The organism is Stenotrophomonas sp. STEN023 (genome assembly GCF_056760135.1).
Genome location: NZ_JBRREF010000063.1, coordinates 1 through 19,878, shown reverse-complemented (window position 1 = coordinate 19,878; position 19,878 = coordinate 1). Strand labels below are relative to the sequence as shown.

General features: G+C 64.6%; 17 protein-coding genes. 13 read left to right on the top strand and 4 right to left on the bottom strand.

Translation table 11 applies throughout. The features are described 5' to 3' along the window. Positions 1–5: 5 nt before the first annotated feature. The 4 genes from ACVOLV_RS16140 to ACVOLV_RS16125 all read right to left on the bottom strand — a co-directional run bounded on the left by ACVOLV_RS16140 (position 6) and on the right by ACVOLV_RS16125 (position 6,823). The gene (locus ACVOLV_RS16140; RefSeq protein ID WP_481555269.1) at positions 6–611 is read right to left on the bottom strand and encodes a DUF998 domain-containing protein; all 606 of its coding nucleotides are present in this window, start codon (positions 609–611) and stop codon (positions 6–8) included. Between the two features lie 106 nt (positions 612–717). Continuing rightward, positions 718–1,497, bottom strand: coding sequence for an OmpA family protein (locus ACVOLV_RS16135; RefSeq protein WP_481555268.1), 780 nt, complete (start codon positions 1,495–1,497; stop codon positions 718–720). Between the two features lie 56 nt (positions 1,498–1,553). Further along, positions 1,554–5,669: an ESPR-type extended signal peptide-containing protein gene (locus ACVOLV_RS16130; RefSeq protein ID WP_481555267.1), complete on the bottom strand. Its 4,116-nt coding sequence runs from the start codon at positions 5,667–5,669 to the stop codon at positions 1,554–1,556. 200 nt (positions 5,670–5,869) lie between these two features. Continuing rightward, complete coding sequence (locus ACVOLV_RS16125; protein WP_481555266.1) at positions 5,870–6,823, bottom strand: helix-turn-helix domain-containing protein; 954 nt, start codon at positions 6,821–6,823, stop codon at positions 5,870–5,872. 489 nt (positions 6,824–7,312) lie between these two features. On the opposite strand from ACVOLV_RS16125, the gene ACVOLV_RS16120 reads away from it, so the two are divergent. The 13 genes from ACVOLV_RS16120 (at position 7,313) to ACVOLV_RS16060 (ending at position 19,702) form a co-directional block, all read left to right on the top strand. After that, positions 7,313–7,507: a Flp family type IVb pilin gene (locus ACVOLV_RS16120; RefSeq protein ID WP_481555265.1), complete on the top strand. Its 195-nt coding sequence runs from the start codon at positions 7,313–7,315 to the stop codon at positions 7,505–7,507. Positions 7,508–7,522: 15 nt separating this feature from the next. Continuing rightward, positions 7,523–8,062 carry an A24 family peptidase gene (locus tag ACVOLV_RS16115; RefSeq protein WP_481555264.1) on the top strand — a complete coding sequence of 180 codons (540 nt, stop codon included), beginning with the start codon at positions 7,523–7,525 and terminating at the stop codon, positions 8,060–8,062. Further along, on the top strand, positions 8,049–8,531 hold the full coding sequence (locus tag ACVOLV_RS16110) for a pilus assembly protein (protein ID WP_481555263.1): 483 nt from the start codon (positions 8,049–8,051) through the stop codon (positions 8,529–8,531). The genes ACVOLV_RS16115 and ACVOLV_RS16110 overlap by 14 nt, the downstream gene beginning before the upstream one ends. A 30-nt stretch (positions 8,532–8,561) precedes the next feature. Beyond that, a complete protein-coding gene (gene cpaB, locus ACVOLV_RS16105; RefSeq protein WP_481555262.1) occupies positions 8,562–9,620 on the top strand; it encodes a Flp pilus assembly protein CpaB in 1,059 nt (352 codons plus the stop codon). Between the two features lie 119 nt (positions 9,621–9,739). Further along, positions 9,740–10,954 (top strand): type II and III secretion system protein family protein, encoded by a 1,215-nt coding sequence (locus ACVOLV_RS16100; RefSeq protein WP_481555276.1) that lies wholly within the window; start codon positions 9,740–9,742, stop codon positions 10,952–10,954. 27 nt (positions 10,955–10,981) lie between these two features. Continuing rightward, positions 10,982–12,226: a CpaE/TadZ family protein gene (locus tag ACVOLV_RS16095; RefSeq protein ID WP_481555261.1), complete on the top strand. Its 1,245-nt coding sequence runs from the start codon at positions 10,982–10,984 to the stop codon at positions 12,224–12,226. A gap of 2 nt (positions 12,227–12,228) precedes the next feature. Next, complete coding sequence (locus tag ACVOLV_RS16090; protein WP_481555260.1) at positions 12,229–13,584, top strand: TadA family conjugal transfer-associated ATPase; 1,356 nt, start codon at positions 12,229–12,231, stop codon at positions 13,582–13,584. After that, complete coding sequence (locus tag ACVOLV_RS16085; protein ID WP_481555259.1) at positions 13,581–14,495, top strand: type II secretion system F family protein; 915 nt, start codon at positions 13,581–13,583, stop codon at positions 14,493–14,495. Before ACVOLV_RS16090 ends, ACVOLV_RS16085 begins: the two co-directional genes overlap by 4 nt. A 31-nt stretch (positions 14,496–14,526) precedes the next feature. After that, positions 14,527–15,459: a type II secretion system F family protein gene (locus ACVOLV_RS16080; RefSeq protein ID WP_481555258.1), complete on the top strand. Its 933-nt coding sequence runs from the start codon at positions 14,527–14,529 to the stop codon at positions 15,457–15,459. Then, positions 15,459–16,289: a tetratricopeptide repeat protein gene (locus tag ACVOLV_RS16075; protein WP_481555257.1), complete on the top strand. Its 831-nt coding sequence runs from the start codon at positions 15,459–15,461 to the stop codon at positions 16,287–16,289. The genes ACVOLV_RS16080 and ACVOLV_RS16075 overlap by 1 nt, the downstream gene beginning before the upstream one ends. Next, positions 16,286–16,684: a DUF3613 domain-containing protein gene (locus tag ACVOLV_RS16070; protein ID WP_481555256.1), complete on the top strand. Its 399-nt coding sequence runs from the start codon at positions 16,286–16,288 to the stop codon at positions 16,682–16,684. The genes ACVOLV_RS16075 and ACVOLV_RS16070 overlap by 4 nt, the downstream gene beginning before the upstream one ends. 8 nt (positions 16,685–16,692) lie before the next feature. Continuing rightward, complete coding sequence (locus ACVOLV_RS16065; protein ID WP_481555255.1) at positions 16,693–18,837, top strand: TadG family pilus assembly protein; 2,145 nt, start codon at positions 16,693–16,695, stop codon at positions 18,835–18,837. Positions 18,838–18,970: 133 nt separating this feature from the next. Beyond that, positions 18,971–19,702 carry a DUF2968 domain-containing protein gene (locus tag ACVOLV_RS16060; protein ID WP_481555254.1) on the top strand — a complete coding sequence of 244 codons (732 nt, stop codon included), beginning with the start codon at positions 18,971–18,973 and terminating at the stop codon, positions 19,700–19,702. Positions 19,703–19,878 lie beyond the last annotated feature (176 nt).

The following is a 19,878-nucleotide window of genomic DNA, read 5'->3' as shown; positions in this document are numbered from 1 at the left end:
ATCGCTCAGCCGCGTGCTGGCGCCAGACGGGCCGCACCCACCAGCCAGACCAGCCAACCCAGGAAGGCCAGGCGCTGCGCCATGGCCACTGGCATGGCAATCTCGAACAGGAAAGCACTGCAGACGATCCATAGTGCGCAGACCATGGTCAGCGTGGACAGCGGCCGCCACGCACTGGCCTTGCCGGCGCCAAAGCGCAAAGCGATGGCGGCGGCGCTGAACGCCAGCAACCACAGCAACCAGGCGCTGGCGTGGTACTGGCTGGCGCGGTTCTCGATATCGTCCACATCCAAGGGGAACAGCCCCATCGCGGCAAACGCGATTGCAGCCAGCAACAGCATCTGTCCGCCAACCCGCAGCGGGCGCGGGGCTGTGGCAGGCATGCGCAGGACCAGGTCCAGCGCGGCAATCGCAGCCAGCAGGCCCGGCAATACAAAGCCCAGCAAGCTGAATGCCGTGCCGCCGCGGATTCCACGCGCGCCTAGCAGCGACACTGGATGAAGCATCTGGTCGTAGCCATGCAGCTGCGCGCCAAAACCGGCCACCGCCGCAATGAAGACCACCACCGCCAGTGGCCCGGCCCAGGCAATTACCTTGTTCGACTTCAGCACAACACACCCTGTCCCGTTCTGGCCGGGCACGGCTGCCACGGACTACCGGCGGCCATTGTGAGGGCTGCGGGCGACAATCGCATCGCCCGCTGGCTCCACCGTGGAATCAGCCGCCCATTCCGGCAATCTCCACCCGCCGGTTCGGCGCCAGGCATTCCACCAGCGCCGCCCCGCTGACCTGCTCGCACTCGACCAGCGCCGCAGTGTTGCCGCGCCCCTCGGCGTGCAGTGCAGCTGCCGGAACGCCGTGCTCGACCAGGTAGTTGCGCACGCTCTGCGCGCGCCGCCGCGACAGTTCCAGGTTGTAGGCATCGGTGCCGATGCGATCGGTGTAGCCGATGACGGTGAGCGAAGTCTGCGCCGCCCGATCCTTCAGCTGCTGCAGGAGCTCATCCAGACGACCGCGGCCCACAGCCGAGAGGTTGGCGCTGTCGAAGGCGAACAAGGCATCGGCCGAGATCCGCAGTGGTGCCACCACCTCCGGCGGAGGCGGCGGCGGTGGTGGCGCGGGTGGTGCGGGAGCTGGCTCCAGCAACGCGGCGCAGCTTGCTGGTTGCCACGCCTGGCCGCTGGCAACGCCGTCCGCGTCAAACCGAACCTGGAACTGGCATTGAATCGGCTCGGCCCCAACCGAACGCCGAAACTTGAAAACGTAGTTCCACTCCCGCACCCCCCACAAACCTTCATTGAACTGCGGTGTACCCAACAACGTCTGGATCTGGCGCTTGTTCATGCCTGGGGCGTATTGCCGCAGGTTGTCGAGATTCACGTAGGTGCCACCGGCCGGATAGGCCCGCGCCGGATCCGGGAATTCTTCACGCAGCTGGCCCTTGCCACAGGCGGTCAGGGTTGCCAGCAACGCCAGTACGGTCCATTTCGTGTTCATAGCGTCCTCGATGCGTAGCCATGGTTGTCTGCATGCAGGTCACTGCCACCCGGTGCTTACCACTGGAAGCCGGCGCCTACCGTCACCCCACCATCGCCACGCGTATTGGCCGAGCCACTGAGCTTGTAGATCCAGCGACCGCCATCGGTGACACCCGACACGCCCACCGCCATGCTCGACTCGCCATGGAAGGTGCTGGCAGCCATCGATGCCATGCGCCTGCCCGCCTCGGTCGGCTGCGGTAGCCCGGCCATGGCCATGGCCGAAGCAACACCGGCAGAAGCACGGTCATCGATGCGCTTCATGTCGCGGCTGACGTCATTGAAGCGCTGATCGGTGTAGTTCTTCGACCAATCCATGACCTCTCCCATGCCCTTGTTGAGTTGTGCCACGTTGACCGCATCGGTGGGTGCAACACCGGTACCAACGTTGTGGATCACGGTGCTGGTACCGGTGCGCCCCATCGTCACGCTGCCGTAGTTGGTGCTGCCGTCGGTGTTCTGGTCATAGCGCACCGTGCCCTGCTGCGATGCCTGCAACTGCCGCAGGTTCACCGCATCGGTGGCTTCACTGCCGTCTGCAACGTTGGTTACCTGGCGCTCTGCACCTGCGGCACCAACCGACACGGTGTTGGCACGGCTGGCTACCGAACCGGCACCCAGCGCGACACTGCCGGCAGCCGATGCATTGGCACCGTCACCGATGGCCACGGCCTGGTTGCCGCTGGCCGTGGCCTGCGGACCTGCGGCCAGGCTGTCCTGGCCGGTGGCCGAGGCAGCCGCCTTGGTCGAATTGACCGCGAAGTAGGCGTTGCCGGCACCACCGTTCTGGATGTTGTCGATGCGCTTGTTGACGTTGACGATGGAGCTGTCCATTGCCGCAAAGGCATCGGTGACATTGCCGAACGTCTGCTGGGTCGCGGCGCCGCCACTGTTGATCGAGGTGATGTTGAAGCTGGCCGCGCTCCACTGGCCGGTGCTGCTGTTGTATTGCATGGTGCCGCCGATCGCGGAAGCCACTGCGTCGTTGGTTGCAGCCAACTGCCCGCCATTGATCGCATCCAGGCTGCCGCTGGTGACACTGCCAGCGGCCACGTTGCCCAGTGCCACCGCCGCACCGCTGCCATCGCCACTGAGCTGCACCGCATTGGTGGGATTGCCGGCGCCATCGGCGACGTATTTCACCGCCAGCGGATCGCTGCCGCCCGGGACGTTGCGCGGCAACAGGTTGCTCAGGTTGAGCAGCGAATCGCTGATCGAGCTGAACGCGCTACCGATGTTTCCGAACTGCTGCAGCGAGACCACGCCCAGTACACCAACGCTGTTGATCTGATAGCTCGGTGCACCGAGCACACCGCCGTTGAAGGTCGCACCACCGCCTAGGTAGGTGGCCATCGAAGCACCCACCCCAAACAGCTGGCCACCATTGACCGCCTCCAGGCTGCCGGCCGCGACCGCACCTGCGGCGAGATTGGCCAGCACTGTGCCACTGACGGCCTGGCCACTGCCCAACGTCACCTTGCCGTAGTTGACGACACCATTGAGGTCTTCGTCATAGACCACAGCGGCCAGACCCAGATCATCAATCTGGTCCAATGCACCGCGCAGCTGCTTGACGTTCACCGCATCGGTGTCCTGGCTGCCGGCAGCAACGTGGGTGATCTGCCGCTCGCGGCCGACCGAACCCACGGCCACCTCGCCGATCGACGTCTGCGCCGCGGTCAAGCCAAAGGCTGCGTAGTTGTCCTGGCCACCGCGTGCGGCATTGGACTTGAAGCCCAGCGCCACACTGTTGGCCTTGTCGGAAGTTGCACCCGCGCCCAGCAGCGTCTGCGCATTGGCGGTGCCCTTGGCACTGTCGCCAACCACCACCGAATGCCCCAGCCGTGCATCGTAGTCGGCAGTGGGGACACCGGTCTTGCCACCGGCCGCATCGATGAACACCTGGTCCGCCGTCTGCGCCGCCAACCGATGCTCGGCATTGCTGCCGATCACAACCTCCTTGGAACCGTTGGCAAAGGCGCCATCGCCGATCAGCACCTGGTAATCCTGCGCTGCCGGCACTGCCCAGCACTTGGCGGTCACCGCGCCCAGCACATTGAGGCAGTCCGACGCCCAGGCCGGCGCGCCATCCGGCAGCAGCAGTCCCAGCAGGCCACCCGGGTCGCCGTTGTTGATGTTGGTGATATAGCTGTCGGAGGTGACACCGCCGATCAGGGTCAGGTGTGAGTTGCCGCCCGTGGCCAGTCCACCCAGCCCATCCAGCAGGTCGCCTACCGGCGTCAGGTTCACCGTCGGCAGCCCCAGCACCTGCACCTCAGAATAGGTCTGCATCACATTGGTGCTGTTCACCTTCAGGCTACCGCTCTGCATGTACGGATTGCCCCCAAGCAGCGACGTGAGCGGCGAATCCACCAGCTGATTCACCGAGCCCACCAGACCGCCGTTGCCAACGATCATTCCAGACGGGCCGGGCGCTGCCGGTACCGCGCTGGGAATCACAGGGCTGCCGGTGAGGCTTCCGACCACGTTGGACAGGCCGCCGGTCACGCCACCGATCACGCCACTCAGCACCCCGGTCACGCCACTCACGCCAGAGCCGGAGCCGGTCACGCCGCCCAGCGTATTGCCAGTGGCACCCAACAGCGTGGACGCGGTGTTGTTGACCGTTCCCAGCAGGTTCTGCACGGTGCCAGCCACATCGCCGTCGGCGAGCGCACCAGTAGTGCCCTGCAGCCCGCCGGTCAGCGTGCCAACCGTGTTGGTGACGCCTGTAGCAAGCGTGGTCGAGCCGGTCACGCCGCCCACCACCGCACCGAGGAGATTGCCAACACCACCCAGCACAGGAGCGGCGCCATTGACCAATCCATCCACCACGCCGCCCAGCCCCGTGCCCTTGGTGAGGCCGCCGGTCAGATCTTCGACCGCGCCCACTGTATCGGTCACTGCGTCACGCACCGGATTGCCGCCCTGCCCTGCGCCCGGCAGCAGTACGCCGCCAAGGCCGGCAACGCCGCTGCCGATATGTCCGGTAAGCGAGGTCACCGTCGTACCGGCATGCGAAGTGAGCGTTTCGATCGCAGCTACCGGCTGGCCGGCCGCCACTTCGCCAGTCACTTCCTTGACGGCACCCACCGTTGAAACCAGCGTGCCCTGCAACGGGCTTCCGCCCTGCTGACCCGGCAACAGCGCGCCGACCAGACCTTCGACGCCGCCGCCCAGATGCTGGGTGAGCGGAGCCACCGTCGTGCCCACGTGCGAAGTGAGCGTTTCGACAGCGGCTACCGGCTGGCCGGTCCGCACTTCGCCAGTCACTTCCTTGACGGCACCAACCGTTGAAACCAGCGTGCCCTGCAACGGGCTTCCGCCCTGCTGACCCGGCAACAGTGCGCCAACCAGGCCATCGACGCCACCGCCCAGATGCTGGGTGATCGGAGCCACCGTCGTACCCACATGCGAAGCGAGCGTTTCGACCGCAGCCACCGGCTTGCCAGTCAACACTTCGCCGGTCAGCTCCTTGACCGCACCGGCCGTTGACACCAGCGTGCCATGCAGCGGGTTACCACCCTCTTCCTTGCCCGGCAGCAGTATCGCGGCAATGCCTTGCAAACCAGCAGCATTGCCGGTCAGCGGACCAACCGTCGCAGTGACCGTGGCATTGGCCGAAGCCGCCAGCGGCTTCACCGCGAGTGCGGCATCGGTAACCACCGACAGCGCTGCTGCCGGTGAATTTGTTCCGCCATGCGAATGCAGCTTTGGCAGCGCCGCGCGCACACCGAGTTGTGCGCGTGCCGCTGCCGGCGCAGTCGCAACGCGCGGCGTGAGCGCGACTGCCGCCGATGCGTCCACCTGCAGCACTGCCGGCAGCGTCACCGAAGCGTTGATCGCAGCGCCGGCACCGGCGCTCGGCAACACAGTGGAGACAATCTGCTGGGCGTCGGTGTTGCTGTACTTGGCGAGCAGATCCTGCAGGTCGGCCAGCTTTGCGTCGGTCGCCGCCGCTGGCCCGGCCAAGGCCAGCGCGATGGCGCCAGCCAAACCTGCCAGGCTCCACGACGCTGCCGGCGACAACTTCGCCGGACCCGAGCCCTTGCCTTGTGCACTAGCCAATTCCGACCCCACCACAAACGCATTGAGGGTGCGGTTCCATACCAGCCGATAGATGCGGTTCATTTGGGGCCTCCAGCTCAACCCCACCAGGCGTGGAGGGGTTCTCTCTGTGAGGCCAGTACAGCGCTGCGGCGCTGCTTTTTTTACCCGCATCCGGCACACCGATGCGTTGATTTGGCAAACCGTTGCCCGTTAACGGCACGCCGATGCACGTAATCGGCAAGCAGCTACCGACGCTTGATGTGCATCACACTCCGCAGGCATCAAGCGTGCGTGTAGGTACCACGCATCAAGGTTTCGCTCGGCAACTCGCCAAATACCTTGCGGTAATTGTCGGCGAAGCGCGACAGGTCCCACAGGCCACAGCTGAGCGCAATCGACTTGACCGATTTGCGTCCAGCGTCAGCGCTGGACAGACTGCGGCAGGCCTCGCACAGGCGCAGCATCGACAGGTAGCGCACCGGCGAAATGCCCACCAGTTCCTCGAACGCATAGCGCAACGCGCGTTCACTCACGCCAGCCGCGTCGCAGAGCTCGTGCATATAGATATGTCGCCGCAGGTTGGCGTACATCATGTCTTCGGCACGACGGAAAATCAGATAGCGGGCGCGACGGCTGCGATTGCAGCCACCACGCTCGGGCGGCCCGCCGGTGACGATTTCCTTTACATGCGCATCGAGCATGGCGTCGATCTCTTCGGCGCCCACCTCGCCTTCACGGATACGCTCATGCAGCCCTTGGTAATACTCCTGCAGCGGCACATGCGGCCCGGCACTCAGCAAGGGCACGGCGGCGGATTCATCGACCAAACCGCCCAGACGTTGCGCTGCTGCGCGCTCCTGGAAGCGCTTCAACGGCACCAGTACAAAGGTCACGCGACTGCCTGCGCCCAGCGCGAATTCGGTAATGCCCTCGGGCATCACCGACACAATGTTTCCCGGCAGCAAGGGCACGCCATGGCACCAGCTGCTGTGCGGATCGACCGATTGCAGGCATCCCAACAAACACCAGTCCAGCGGCAACATGAATCGGCCGCGCGTGCGTGCGCCAATTTCAAACGTGCACAACAGTGCCTGGTCGTGGACAAACGAAGTGATGGACGCCGATGGCGGCTGGTCATCGAGCAACACAAGCTCAACGTGGCACACGCGTAGCGTGCCGCTCAGTGACGCCAGGTCACATGACCTCAAACCATTTACGCCGACACCCGCATCCATGTGAAAGCCTTTGCGCGTCCTCGATCAGGACCCGCTTCAGAAGCCCGACCATCCGCTGCAGATCGTAAAAGACAACCTGCAATCCCCTGCCGCACAGCCTGAAACCCACATTACGGAATTACGCTCTTCAATCCATTGAACGTCTTTCGTTGCGATGGATACTGACAAAGAAAACAAGTCTTCACGCGGGCTCCGCCACTCGCGTTTAGCCAAGTCCGTCACATATATGAAAAACAATTCATTCTTGCCGAATATGCGCATGCGCCCAGCGGGGCGATTGCAATGATGTTTCCGGGCATGCGCTGCATGCCGACAGGGGACAACGGAAGCTAGGGTAGGAGACTGCCGGCCCCAACCGGCAACCCGAACAACCGTCGGCACACTCTTGCCGGTGTCATGCGTATCCCAATGACCTCAATCGGGCAGCAATGCCCAGCACCCGGCTGCTTGTCGGTGCAACACCGACACCGGGTCATCAGGGAGAACATCATGAACGCACAGCTGCGCAGGTTTTTCCGGGAAGAAGACGGTGTCACCGCACTTGAGTACGGGCTGCTGGCCGCAGTCGTCGCAGGCCTGATCATTTTCTTCGCACGCGATGGCCTGAGGACCGTCTTCCAGACGGTGCTCGACAAGCTCACCGCGCTGGTTGGCGGCACCGGTGGCACTACTCCGACCAGTTGAACAAGGGGCGCTGCCATGACCATCGCCTACCTGACAGCGTTGCTGCTCGGAGCCCAGGTCGCGATCAGCGACCTCATGGCCCGGCGCGTCTCCAACCGCGCACTGCTGGCCGTGCTCGGCTGTGTCGCGGCGATGCAACTGTTGCAGATCGGCAACCCGCCATCGCTCGCCCAGTGCCTGCTTGGCGGCGTGCTTGGTCTGGCTGCCTTGCTGCCCTTCTACGCCATCGGCTGGATGGGTGCGGGCGATGTGAAGCTGTTCTCAGTCATCGGCTTCCTGCTGGGCAGCACTGCTTTGCTGCCGATCTGGCTGATCGCCAGCCTGGCAGCAGGCGCCCATGCACTGCTTGTCATTGTCTGGACGCCGGCAGCCGGTTACGCCCCACTACGACTGCAGCGGATGGTGCAATCGCTGCAGGGTTCCAGCTTGATCACTGACTTGCAGATGGACCTGCGTGCGGCACGGTGCGGCCGCAGTGGTATTCCGTATGCGGCGTACATGGGCATCGCGATGATCGCCGTCGTGGTACAGGGAGGTGCTTATGTCCCGGCATGAGGTGACCGGCCGCCGCCGCGTACGCGGTGTGGTAACCATCGAGTTCGCTCTGATGATGATGTTCGGCGTGCTGCCGCTGCTGTTGATCACCTTCACCGGGGTGATGATCTTCGCCGCCCAGCAAACCTTGGCACTTGCCGCAGGTGAAGGCGCACGCGCATCGCTGCGCTACGGCACCACCGCCGAACGGCGCAGCAATGCCTGCCAGGCTGCCGCGCGCTCGATGCAATGGTTGTTGAATTACTCCGGCACGGCCGCCGGCTGCAGCAGCGCCAGCGCGGCGCCCATCACCGTCTCTCAACCTTATGTCTGCGCTGCCGATAGCTCGGTCAAGTGCATCAAAGTAATCGTGTCCTACGACCATGACGCCCATCCCTTCATGCCGGGCACCGGCACCCTGATGGGCTGGAGCATGGGCAAATCATTGAGCAGTACCGCCGTTGTTCAACTGGATCTAGGCGACCGCTGACCGCGGACTCCAAGGGGGAGGAGCTTCAAGATGCCGAAGGCAATACGCATAGCTGCAATCCTGCTGCTGGTACTGGCAGCACTGTTGATGGTGCTGGCATTTGGCATCGGCCGACGGGCTGCGCCCGCGCCAGAGGATGCGGTCGCCAGGCAGGCGCCGGCCAGCGTGCCCAAGCGCATGTTGGTGGTCGCAAACAAGGACCTGCACGCCGGCCGCCCCATCACCGCAGCTGACCTGTCCGTCGCTGAAATGGCATTGCCACCGACCAGCGGCTACGCCGCCATCAGCGAGGTCGAGGGCCGCACCCCGGCGCTGAACATCGCCGCCGGTGCGCTGATCACGCCCGAGCAGCTGCTGCAGGGCATCGCCATCGGCATCAAGCCCGGCGAACGTGCGGTGGCGGTACCGGTCGACGAGCTGGCAGGTGTCAGCAACCGGGTCGCACCAGGCGACTACGTCGATGTCTTCATGAGCCTGCAGGATCCCGCAGCCGGCGCCAGTGGCCAGGCAAATCCACAGGCCCGCCTGCTGCTTTCGCGGTTGCAGGTTCTTGGCTACGGCAATGCCGACGTGTCGCAGGCACGTCCGGCCACCAGTGAACAGAGCGATGCCGTGGGCAGCGCCTCTCCGGAGCCGGGTAGCCGCGCCGAAACCATCGCCGCGCGCGATAACCGCGGCTCCGGCACGACCAGCAGCGATGCGCCGCAGGCGCGCAGTGCGATACTCGCCGTACCGGTGCAGGACGCAGGCCGCCTGCTGTTGGCCGCCCACAGCGGCAAATTGTTCCTGGCGCTGCGCAACCCCGGCGACACCGGCCTGGCCGATGAGGCCCTGTTTGCGCCACCGGCACCGGTACTGGCGTTGCGGCGCGATCTTGATGGCGCCGCCGAAGCAGCCACAAGGCCTGAGAACCTCGCCTATGCCGGTATCGACCTGAACGCGCTGGCCGGTGACAACAACGCACGCATGCCAGCTGCCGCTACGAACACGACAGCGCCGCCGCGGCGCCGTGTCCCACGGCCAGCGACACGGCAAGGCATCGAGATCATTCGCGGTACCACCCCAGACAACCGCCTGTCTTCGCCATGAACGGAGGCTCTCTCTTGCACCAGCGCTCTTCCATCACCGCATCAACCTTGCTCGGCTTGACCCTGCTTGGTTTGGGGGGCTTTGCGCCGCCGGCCACGCAGGCAGCGCAGGCACAGGCAATGACCAACAGCGTCGTGCTTGAACTCAACGAGCAGCGCCCTTGGAATCTGCCTGCTGGCGTCAAACGGATCGCCATTGCCGATCCGTCCATCGCCGATATCACCCGCATCGGCCGCAACAGCGAAGCCTTGCTGGTGGGCAAATCCGCGGGTAGCACCACACTGTTGCTATGGTTGCAGAAGCAGCCGACGCCCACCCGCATCCGTGTGGAAGTGCGCAATGCCGTACAGGGCGGCCTGCTTGATGGCGGCGGCAGTCAGCTCACCGTGCAAGGTGGGCAGGCCCTGCTCTCGGGCAGCGCGACCTCGCTGCTGGAACACGAAGCCAGCCGCAAAGCCGCGGCGTCGGCGATTGGCGACAAGGGCGTGATCAGCGACGCCGCCACCATTGCCAATGGCGGCGTGGTGCAGGTCGAGGTCAAGGTGGTGGAGTTCAATCGCAGCGTGCTGCGTCAGGTCGGCATCAGCTTCAAGAACATCAATGGCGGTTTCAGTTACGGCATCACCTCACCGGCCGGCAGCAGTGACAGCGGTGGTGCCCTGTCTTCGGCGTTCAAGCTGGTGGCAAGTTCGCTTCCCGGTGCATGGAGCGCCAACATCGATCTGCTGCAGGCCAACGGCATGGCGCGGGTACTGGCCGAACCAACCCTGGTTGCACTGTCCGGCCAGAGTGCCAGCTTCCTGGCCGGCGGCGAGCTGCCCATCCTGGAACCGCAGGGCCTGGGCACCACCACCGTCAGCTTCAAACCGTTCGGCATCGGCCTCACCGTCACCCCAACCGTGTTGTCGGCAGACCGCATTGCGTTGAAGGTGGCTCCCGAGGCCAGCGACCTGGATTACAGCCGCGGCATCACCCTCGACGGCACCCAGATTCCGGCCATCTCCACCCGCCGCGCCGACACCACGGTGGAACTGGGCGACGGCGAGAGCTTCGTCATTGGCGGCCTGGTGAGCAGCCAGCTGTCGTCCAACGTCAACAAGATCCCATTGCTGGGCGACATCCCGATACTCGGCTCGTTTTTCCGCAACCTCAGTTACAAGCGTGAGGACAAGGAACTGGTCATCGTGGTGACGCCGCGCCTGGTCAAACCGCTGGCGCGTGGCACCGACATCCCGCTGCCTGGCCAACGCGAAGCGCAGCCAAAACTGCCGGTTTGGGGTTCGTGGCTGCTGCATCCGGCCAGTCCCGATCAACTCCCCGGCTTTTCTCGCTGAAGCGCCGCCATGCCACCGGTGATGCCGTTGCCCCAGACCCACAGCCACCCAGAATTGAATCTGCTGCTGTACGCACCAGACAACCGTCATATGGCGCGCCTGGGTGCGGTGCTGGCTGGGCAGGCAAATCTGCGCTGGGTGGACAGCCGCGAGACCGCGCCAAGGCAATTGCTCGATGGCGCAGGCAGTGCCTTCGTGCTGCTCGACTACTGCGGTGGCAATGCCGCCTACTCCACCGATATCGCGCGCCAGCTGCATGCAATAGCGGGCTGCCCGGCCCTGATCGGACTGGGCACCACCGGTCCGGAACAGGCCGCACATCTATTGGCGGCAATGCGCGCAGGCGTCTGCGATTTCGTCGATATCGACAACAGTCCCGCGCAGATGCTGGAAGTATTCGAGCGCGTTTCTGCAGCACCCAGTCCAGCGCGTCCGGCAGCGGCAGTCGAGGTCCGCGCAGACGGCCGCCTGATCGTGCTGCTTGGGGTACGCCCAGGCGTTGGCACCAGCACCTTGGCCACCCATCTTGGCGTAAGCCTGGCCGAGCAGAACCCCAGCTCGCCAGATGTGGCGGCGCTGCAGAACTGGCTGTTGCTGATCGACCTTGGCCAGCCCTCCGCCGATGCCGCCTTGTATCTGGGCATGGAGAGCCATTTCGGCTATGAAGAGGCGCTGCGCAACGTCGAGCGGATGGACCGCACCTTCGCCGGCACCGCGTTTGCCCATCACCCCAGCGGCCTCGCTCTGCTGGGCATCAGCAGCGGCACGCTGCTGAAGAAACACGAACCCATCGCCCTGCTCGACCGCCTGCGCAGCGTATTCCCGCTGAGCCTGTGCGACGTAGGCGGCCTGCCCGTGCAGCTGCTGCCCACCACCTTGCTCAAGAGCGCCTCCGAGGTCTGGCTGGTCACCGATCAGGCGATCGGCTCGCTGGTGTCGCTTGACCAGACCATGCGCGAACTGGAAAGCCGCGGCCTGCGCGATGAGCGCCTGCGGCTGATCGTCAATCGTTTCGATCCCAATGGCGGCCTGGCCGATACGCAGATCGCACAACGCTTCAATCTGCCGCTGCTGGCCACCCTGCCGGACCGCTCGCGGGTACTGCGCTCCAATGCCGGACTGGGCCGTCTGCTGACCGACGCGGCGCCGCGCGACCCTTACCTGAAGGCCTTGCTGCCTCTGTTGCAACGCCTGGACCGCCGCCTCGCCGCGCCTACGACCACCGCACCGGCATCTCCGCTGGCGCGCCTCGCCAATCTGCTGGGTAGATAACAATGGAAGACAAAGTCACCCCCTTGTCACCGCGCATCGCCGCAGCAGCACTGTCGGTCGAGCCGTCACCCAGCGTGCCGTTCGAGCAGACCGAACAGTTCCAGAGCGTGCTGTCCGCCGCCCATGAGTACCTGCTCAACCATGTTGAAGATCAGCGTGTTGACATCGACTCCTGGTCGCCGGAAACCATCGGAAAATACGTCCGCACGCAGACCGCATCCTTCGTCAAGGAATGGAAGATCCCGGTCAACGCGCAGGAAATGGAAGCCGTCGCCAGCGCCTTGCAGAAGGAGTTGACCGGTTTCGGGCCCTTGGACGACCTGCTGCATGACCCTGAGATCGAAGACATCCTGATCAACGGCTACAAGGACGTGCATGTCTCGGCCGGCGGCATGTTGCGGCGTTCGACCCAGCGCTTCAGCGACGACCGCCACCTGCTGCGCATCCTGCGCCGGATCATCGCCCCGCTGGGTCGCCGTCTGGACGACTCCAATCCGATGGTCGATGCACGCCTGCCCAATGGCGGCCGTCTCAACGCCATCATCTCGCCGCTGGCCGTTGATGGGCCGATGGTGTCGATCCGCAAGTTCCGCAAGGACCCGTTCACGCCGGACGAACTGCTGGGCCGCGGCGCATTCGACAAGCCCATGTACGCCCTGCTCAACGCCATGGTGCGTGGCCGCTGCAACATCCTGATTTCCGGCGGCACCAGCTCCGGCAAGACCTCGCTGCTCAACGCGCTGGCAACCTTCATTCCGCACAACGAACGCGTCATCACCGTTGAGGACACCGCCGAACTCGCGCTCAACCACCCACACGTGGTGCGCCTGGAATCGCGTATGGGTGGCTTCGATGGCAACGGCGCGGTCAGCATCCGCGACCTGGTCCGCAACAGCCTGCGCATGCGTCCGGACCGCATCGTGGTCGGTGAGGTGCGTGGTGCCGAAGTGCTGGAGATGCTGCAGGCGATGAACACCGGCCATGACGGATCGATGGCCACGGTGCACGCCAACAACGCCCGCGACTGCCTGTACCGGCTGGAAATGCTGGCCGGTTTTGCCGGCTTCCAGGGCAGCGAGGACAGCCTGCGCCGGCAGATTGCCAGCGCCATCGACTTCATCGTGCAGATCTCGCGCCTGGGCAGCGGCCGCCGCGTTATCACCTCCATCACCGAGATCACCGGCGTCAGCGACAACGTCATCACCAGCCAGGAGCTGTTCAAGCATGAGACCTGGGTTGACCAGGAAAGCCGCGAGCGCGACCGCTGGATCGGCCTGGGCTTCCACCCGCATTGCTACAAGCTCGAGCCATTCCGGCAGGAACTGCGCGAGGCCAACATGGGGAGCTTCACTTCATGATGCTACCGCTGCTGCTCGGGAGCCTTGCGGTGGTGCTGGTCGCGGTCGCCATGGGCTTGTGGTGGGGGCTGGCCACCCGCGTGCAGCAGCGTGCCGCCGCAAGCCATGCCGACACCCGCCTGTCGCGTCCGGACGCGGTACGCGCTGCCGAAGAGACCCGCAACCAGCGGCCGCAGGGCAAACGCTGGGCGCAGCTGCTGCGACGCGCAGGATTGAAAGACACACCACGCACCTTGCTGCTGATCGCCCTGCCCGGTATCGCCGTCACCATCAGCGCCGGCCTGCGCCTTGGCAGCGCCTGGTTTGCTGCATTTGTACTTGCGCTGTACCTGCTGGCCGTGGCGCTATGGCTGTACCGGCGCATCGACAAGATGCAGCAACGCCTGATCGCGCAGATGCCGGATTTTCTGGAAAACATGGTGCGCATGGCCGGCATCGGCAACAGCTTGTCGATGGCGTTCCAGAGCGCCACGCAGAACGTCGATCCACCGCTGCGGCCGATCCTCGACAACGCATTGAGCTATACCCGCGCCGGCATGGATCTGGACCGCGCCCTGCAACATGCCGCCCAGGCATACCGGCTGCGCCCGCTGGAAATGCTGGCGGTCATCCTTGGCACCAGCATCCGCATCGGCGGCCGCAGCGACCAGATCCTGCAGCGCATGAGCGACTTCATGCGCGACTTGGAGGAAGTGCAACGCGAACTGCAGGCCACCACCTCCGAGACCCGCATGTCAGCCTGGGTACTGGCCCTGCTGCCGGTTGGCGCCGCCTTGTCGATGGCGCTGATGAGCCCGGACTTTTTCCAGCCCATGTTCCATGACCCACTTGGCAAGAAGATCCTGCTGATTGCGGTGCTGCTGGAACTATTTGGTGGTTTCCTGCTGTACCGGCTGGCCAAATCGCTATGACACAACCCGTTGCCATCGCCCGGAGCACGCCATGAACCTGCTGTACACGATCGCCATGCTGTTGGTCGTGGCGGCACTGGTCTTGGCCGCCGCTGGCCTGCTGTATCGCGGGCGGCGCAGCCAGCAGGCCGGCGCGGCGCTGCAGAGTGCATTGGACAGCGCCCAGCATGTGGAGCACGACGCTGCACCCAAGCCGGTCTGGTGGCGGCGACGGCTCGCCGACCTGGCCGCCATCGGCCAGCACTTCGAAGGCAGTCGCCTGCAAACCGCACTGCTGGCGCCCGAGGATAGATTGCTGCTGGAGCAGGTAGGCTGGAACCACAGCACCGGTACAGCGGCCTTCCTCGCTACGCGCCTGGTGCTGGCCTTGTTGGTGCCCTTCATCGCCGTGCTGGTGCTGCGTCCACAGGGCAGCGACATGGTGATCCTGCTTCTGGTCGGCTTTGCCTTGGGCATTCTGCTGCCCAAGCTGTTGCTGCGCAGCTGGGCAGCGCGGCTACGCAAGAAAGTGGATGACGAACTGCCCTTGCTGATTGACCTGCTGCGGCTGCTGCAAGGCGTGGGTTTCAGCATTGACCAGAGCCTGCAGATGGTTGGCGACAAACTGCATATCGCCATCCCGGTCCTGGGCAAGGAGCTGCAACTGGCCAACGCGGGCTACAGCCGCGGCCGCAGTCGCGCGCAGTCCTTGCGGCGGTTGTCCGAATCGTTCGGCAACGAGGATCTACGCAGCCTGATGCAGATGGTGCTGCAGGTTCACCAGCACGGCGGTGCGGTGCAGGAACCGCTGAAACAGTTCGGCATGCGCCTGCGCGAACAGCGCCGCATGAAGATGAAGGAAAAGGTCGGCAAGCTCTCGGTGAAGATGACCGTGGTGATGATGATCACTTTGCTGCCGGCCCTGATGCTGGTATTGGCCGGGCCAGCAATCATTTCGCTGGCCGCCGCGATCAAGGGGATGTAATGAGAACGACGAGCGCATTGCTGAGCATCTTGATACCTGCCCTGCTGATCGGCTGTGGCGGCAATCGCGCTGCCTACAAGCAGCCACAGATTGAACCCTCGCTGGTGGAAGCACCGCAGGATGATCGCGGCATGTACCTTGGCCTGCTCAAGCAGATGCAGGCGCAAGGCGCGTATTACGCCTCGCTGGCCCATATCGACGCCTTCCGCCAACGCTTCGGTGACAGCCCGGAACTGCGTATCCTGCAGGCCAATGCCCTGCGCGAAACCGGCGATGCGGACGCCGCAGCGCTCATCTATCGCAGCCTGACCAAAGGTCCGCAGTCGGCAGCAGCCTGGCATGGTCTGGGATTGGTCGCGGCCAGCGCTGGGGAATTCGATAACGCGCGACAGGCCTTGGACAGCGCCGTCCGTGCCGACCCGCTCAACGTCGCCTACCTCGGCGACCTCGGTTTCGCGCTGCTGCAGGCCGGGCAGATTGAACAGGCACGCGCACCGCTGGCAAAGGCGGCAGAGCTTGGGCCTGACAACATCCGCGCCATCTCCAATCTCGCATTGTGGGCCCTGCTGTCCGGGCAACCGGCGGCGGCGGAGAGCATGATTCAACGCGCAAACCTGCCGCCATCCACCAAGGCCGAGATCTATCGGCTCTCGCAACGCCTGCGGCAACCGCTGGCGGCGACCAGTCCTGCTTCGACAGTTGCAACCAATACTGCAACCTTGGCCGCGCGGCAGGGCCCAGCGGCAAACACAGCGCCGACGCGTCCGCCCGGTTCGATGCTGGACCGTTTCAGTCCCGTCACCTCCACCGCCCAGGAGGCAACCCCATGAATCGACCCACTACGTTGGCCACGGCACTGCTGCTTGGCACGCTCTGCACCGCACCGGCTATTGCACAGCATGCGCCGCTGATCGAGCGCATGAGCGATACCGCTGCGCCCACAGCAGGCACGCGCACCAACAACGACGCAAGCGCCATCCCTGCGCCGTCCGTCGCAGCGCCTTCTTTCGCAATCGACCCGCCACGCTCGCAGATCGGCGATACCACCCGTGCCCTGCTGCAGCTGCAGGCCGACAGCAGCCGCACCGGCAGCAATGCGCTGCCAATGCTTGGCGAAGCCGCCAGCCGCAGCTACCAGCGCTATCTCAAGAGCTTCGACCATCCGATTCCCGAGTACTTCGAAGCTGCCCTACCTGACTCCAAGCAAGGCGGCGGCAGCCGCTGAGGCCCCCAATGCACATGCGCCCGTCTTCGCTTTCGCTGTCACGCGCGCTACACGATCTACCGCAGCGTGCACGTCAACGCGGCGGCGCAGGCCTGCCGATGATGTTGTTGCTGCTCGGGCTGGTGGTGATCCTCGGCCTGATCGAAGTCGGCTATCTGTATTGGAGCAAGCGCGACGTGCAGAAGACCGCCGACCTGGCAGCGCTGGCAGGTGCGCAGCGACTGGAGCAATGCACCACCGACTACAAGGACAACCTGGCGGCGCGCAGCAATGCGCTGACCGACAACCAGTTCGGTGGTGAGCTGACCATCAACTGTGGCTACTGGGGTGCCGAGCTGCCAGCGGGCGCACGCTTTGTCGGCGTCAGCAGCAGCCAACCGCTGAATGCCGTACAGGTCACCGCCTCCCGGCAATCCGTGCCGATGCTGGGTCAGCTCACCTCGCTGCCACGTATCAGTGCGACCGCCGTCGCCCGTCGCATGCCGCCGCAGGCGGCCTTCAGCGTTGGCTCGCGCCTGCTCAACGTCAACAGCAACGCTCCCTTGCAGGGACTCCTTCGCCTGGTTGGTGTCGACCTGACCCAGACCCAGATCGCCAGCTATCAAGGACTGGCGGACGTAAAGATCACGCCACGCGGACTGCTGCAGGCGCTGGGCATTCCGGTTGCCACCGACATCAACGTCGGCGACCTCAACAACCTGCTCGCCGCCAACCAGGTCTCGGTCGGCAGGCTGCTCGACATCATGGCTTCGTTGGCGGGCCAGCAAGGGGTAGCCGGCGTGGACCTGCGCCTGCTGCAGCAGAAGCTGCTGGGTGCTGGCATCAGCGACGTGCTGGTACAGCTGGGCTCCAATGCCAGCAGCGGTGGCTTGTTCGCCAAGATCGCTGGCGGCGCCGAAGCGGCCAGTGGCGCATTGGACGTTGACCTCAATGCGCTGGACCTGCTCGGCACCACGATCTCCATCGCCAATTCCAAGCACGCCGTCGAAGTACCGCAGCTGGACATACTCGGCCTGCTGAAGGCCAAGGCCAGCATCGTCGAACCTGCCTCCATCGGCATTGGGCCGGTGGGCACCACCGCCTACAACAGCCAGGTGCGCCTGTTCCTGGATATCGATTCGCAACGCATCCCGGCACTCGGTGCAGTGTTGAACTGGCTGGGCACACGGATCAAGCTGCCGACCTATATCGATGTGATTGATGGTTACGGCCAGCTCACCGCGATCAACTGCTCCACCCAACCGGCGACCGCCACCGTTGACGTCACCAGCGCCATCGCCAATGTCTGCATCGGCAAGGCAACCACACCATGGAACTCCACCCGCGAGCTGTGCCGTACCGGACTGAGCGAGGAGATCCTGGTCAGCCTGCTTGGCCGCGATGTACTGACCAGGAAGATCAGCCTTGAGGCACTGTCGCAACGCGACCAGCTGATCCTCAGCGAAGGCCAGACCGGCACGGTCAAACCGAACGACCTGAAGGTCGGCAAGCTTGTCTCGGACCTGGTCGATGCCCTGCTCGGCACGGTGCAGTCCTTGTTTGCCCCGCAAGGCAGCAGCAGCACGGCGGCCAAGGACCTCGCCGTGCAGTACCTGGAAGCCACCAAGAAAAACGGCCTCTACCAGCCTGCCGTCGTGGTCCAGGCCCTGAAGGAAGGCAACAGCGCCGCCAACCTGCCGGCATTGGGCAGTTGGACTACCGAGATTCCCACCTGCGACAGCTGGATCCTCGGCTGCACGCCGAAGAAAATCCAGGGCGAGGTCTGGCAGGGATTCCTCTACGAGACCACGATCAGCAAGCCCAGCGTGCTCGGCGGCCTGCTCGACGTGCTCGGGCTGACCTCCTGCCAGGGCTTGATCGCCGGCCTGGCATTCAATGACTGCGTCAGCAATTCACTGGCCAAGTACCTGCAGACCAAACCTGGCGGACTCAGCGGCAACGGCAGCTACAACCCCGTCACCGGCGGCGGCACCTGCAGCAGCGTGCTGTGCCTGCTGCTCAAGCCAGTAGTCGACAACCTGTTGCGACCGCTGCTCGACGGCGTCGGCAAGCTGTTGTCACAACTGCTGGGCGAAGTGCTGGGCTTGCAACTGGGCCGTACCGACGTGCATATGCAATCGATTCAATGCGGCCGCGGCCAACTGGTCGAATGAGCGCCATCCCAAACAGTGAAACGCCTGCGCCAGCGCGCTTTCCGTCGCCGGAACGCGTGCTATGCTCGGCTACGAATCCGGCGCATTCACCAAATGCGACGACCATCGCAATTCGGGGGAATTACGAGGACTTATGAGAAGGATCGAGATGCTTCCGAGCCGGTTTGGCTGCGCGCTGTTGCTTGTTGTCGGCCTGCTGATGGCCCCCGCCGCGATGGCCGGACGTTGGCAGCGCGGTGAGGCCGAAGTACCGGCTGCCCCCGCCAACAGCGAAGACAGCGCCGTGGGCAATACCGTCGCCGAGCTGCAACGGCTGATGGGCAACAACGCCCTCACCGAACTGCGTACGACCTATAACGGCAACTACGGCGCAAGCCTGTTGTTCCATGCCGACTCCTTGAACTACTACGTGGCGCTGTTCCACGAGAAGGAATTCTGGCGGGTGATCCGCACCGAGTCGGTGGAGAACGCCGAGACGCTTTACCTGACCTTCGCAGACCAGACCAAGCAGTTGGCCCAGGTCTATCTGGACACCGTGCGCCTGCAGGCCGGCAAGGCCTACAGCGAGAAACTGGTTGCCATGAACGAACGCCGGCTGCGTGGCCTGCAACAGGAAGTGGAACAGCAGCGTCAGCAATCCCTGCAGGTCAGCAACGCCTTGCAGGAGCGCAAGCAGCAGGCAGTGGCACTGAGCACCGACCTGCGCGCCACCAATTCCCAGCTGGAAGCCCTGAACCAGCAGATCAAGGCCTTGCAAGCGCAGCAGGTCAACCCCGAACTGACCTTGCCCGCCGCCCCCAGCGTGGCGCCGGCTGCAGCGGTGATCCCGCACGCCCCGGCACAGGAACCCGCCAGCCACCCCTGAGCATCCGCGCCTCAGCGGTACGCAAAACAGGAACGCCGCTTCTCGCAAGGAAGCGGCGTTTTTTCATGATCGGCGTTGCCCGCTCGGCCGAGCATGCGGAATCGCCCGCAGTGCCGAGCCATGCTCGGCACAGGCTCCACCAGCAATCCAACCAGGCTGTGGGAGCGGCGTAAGCC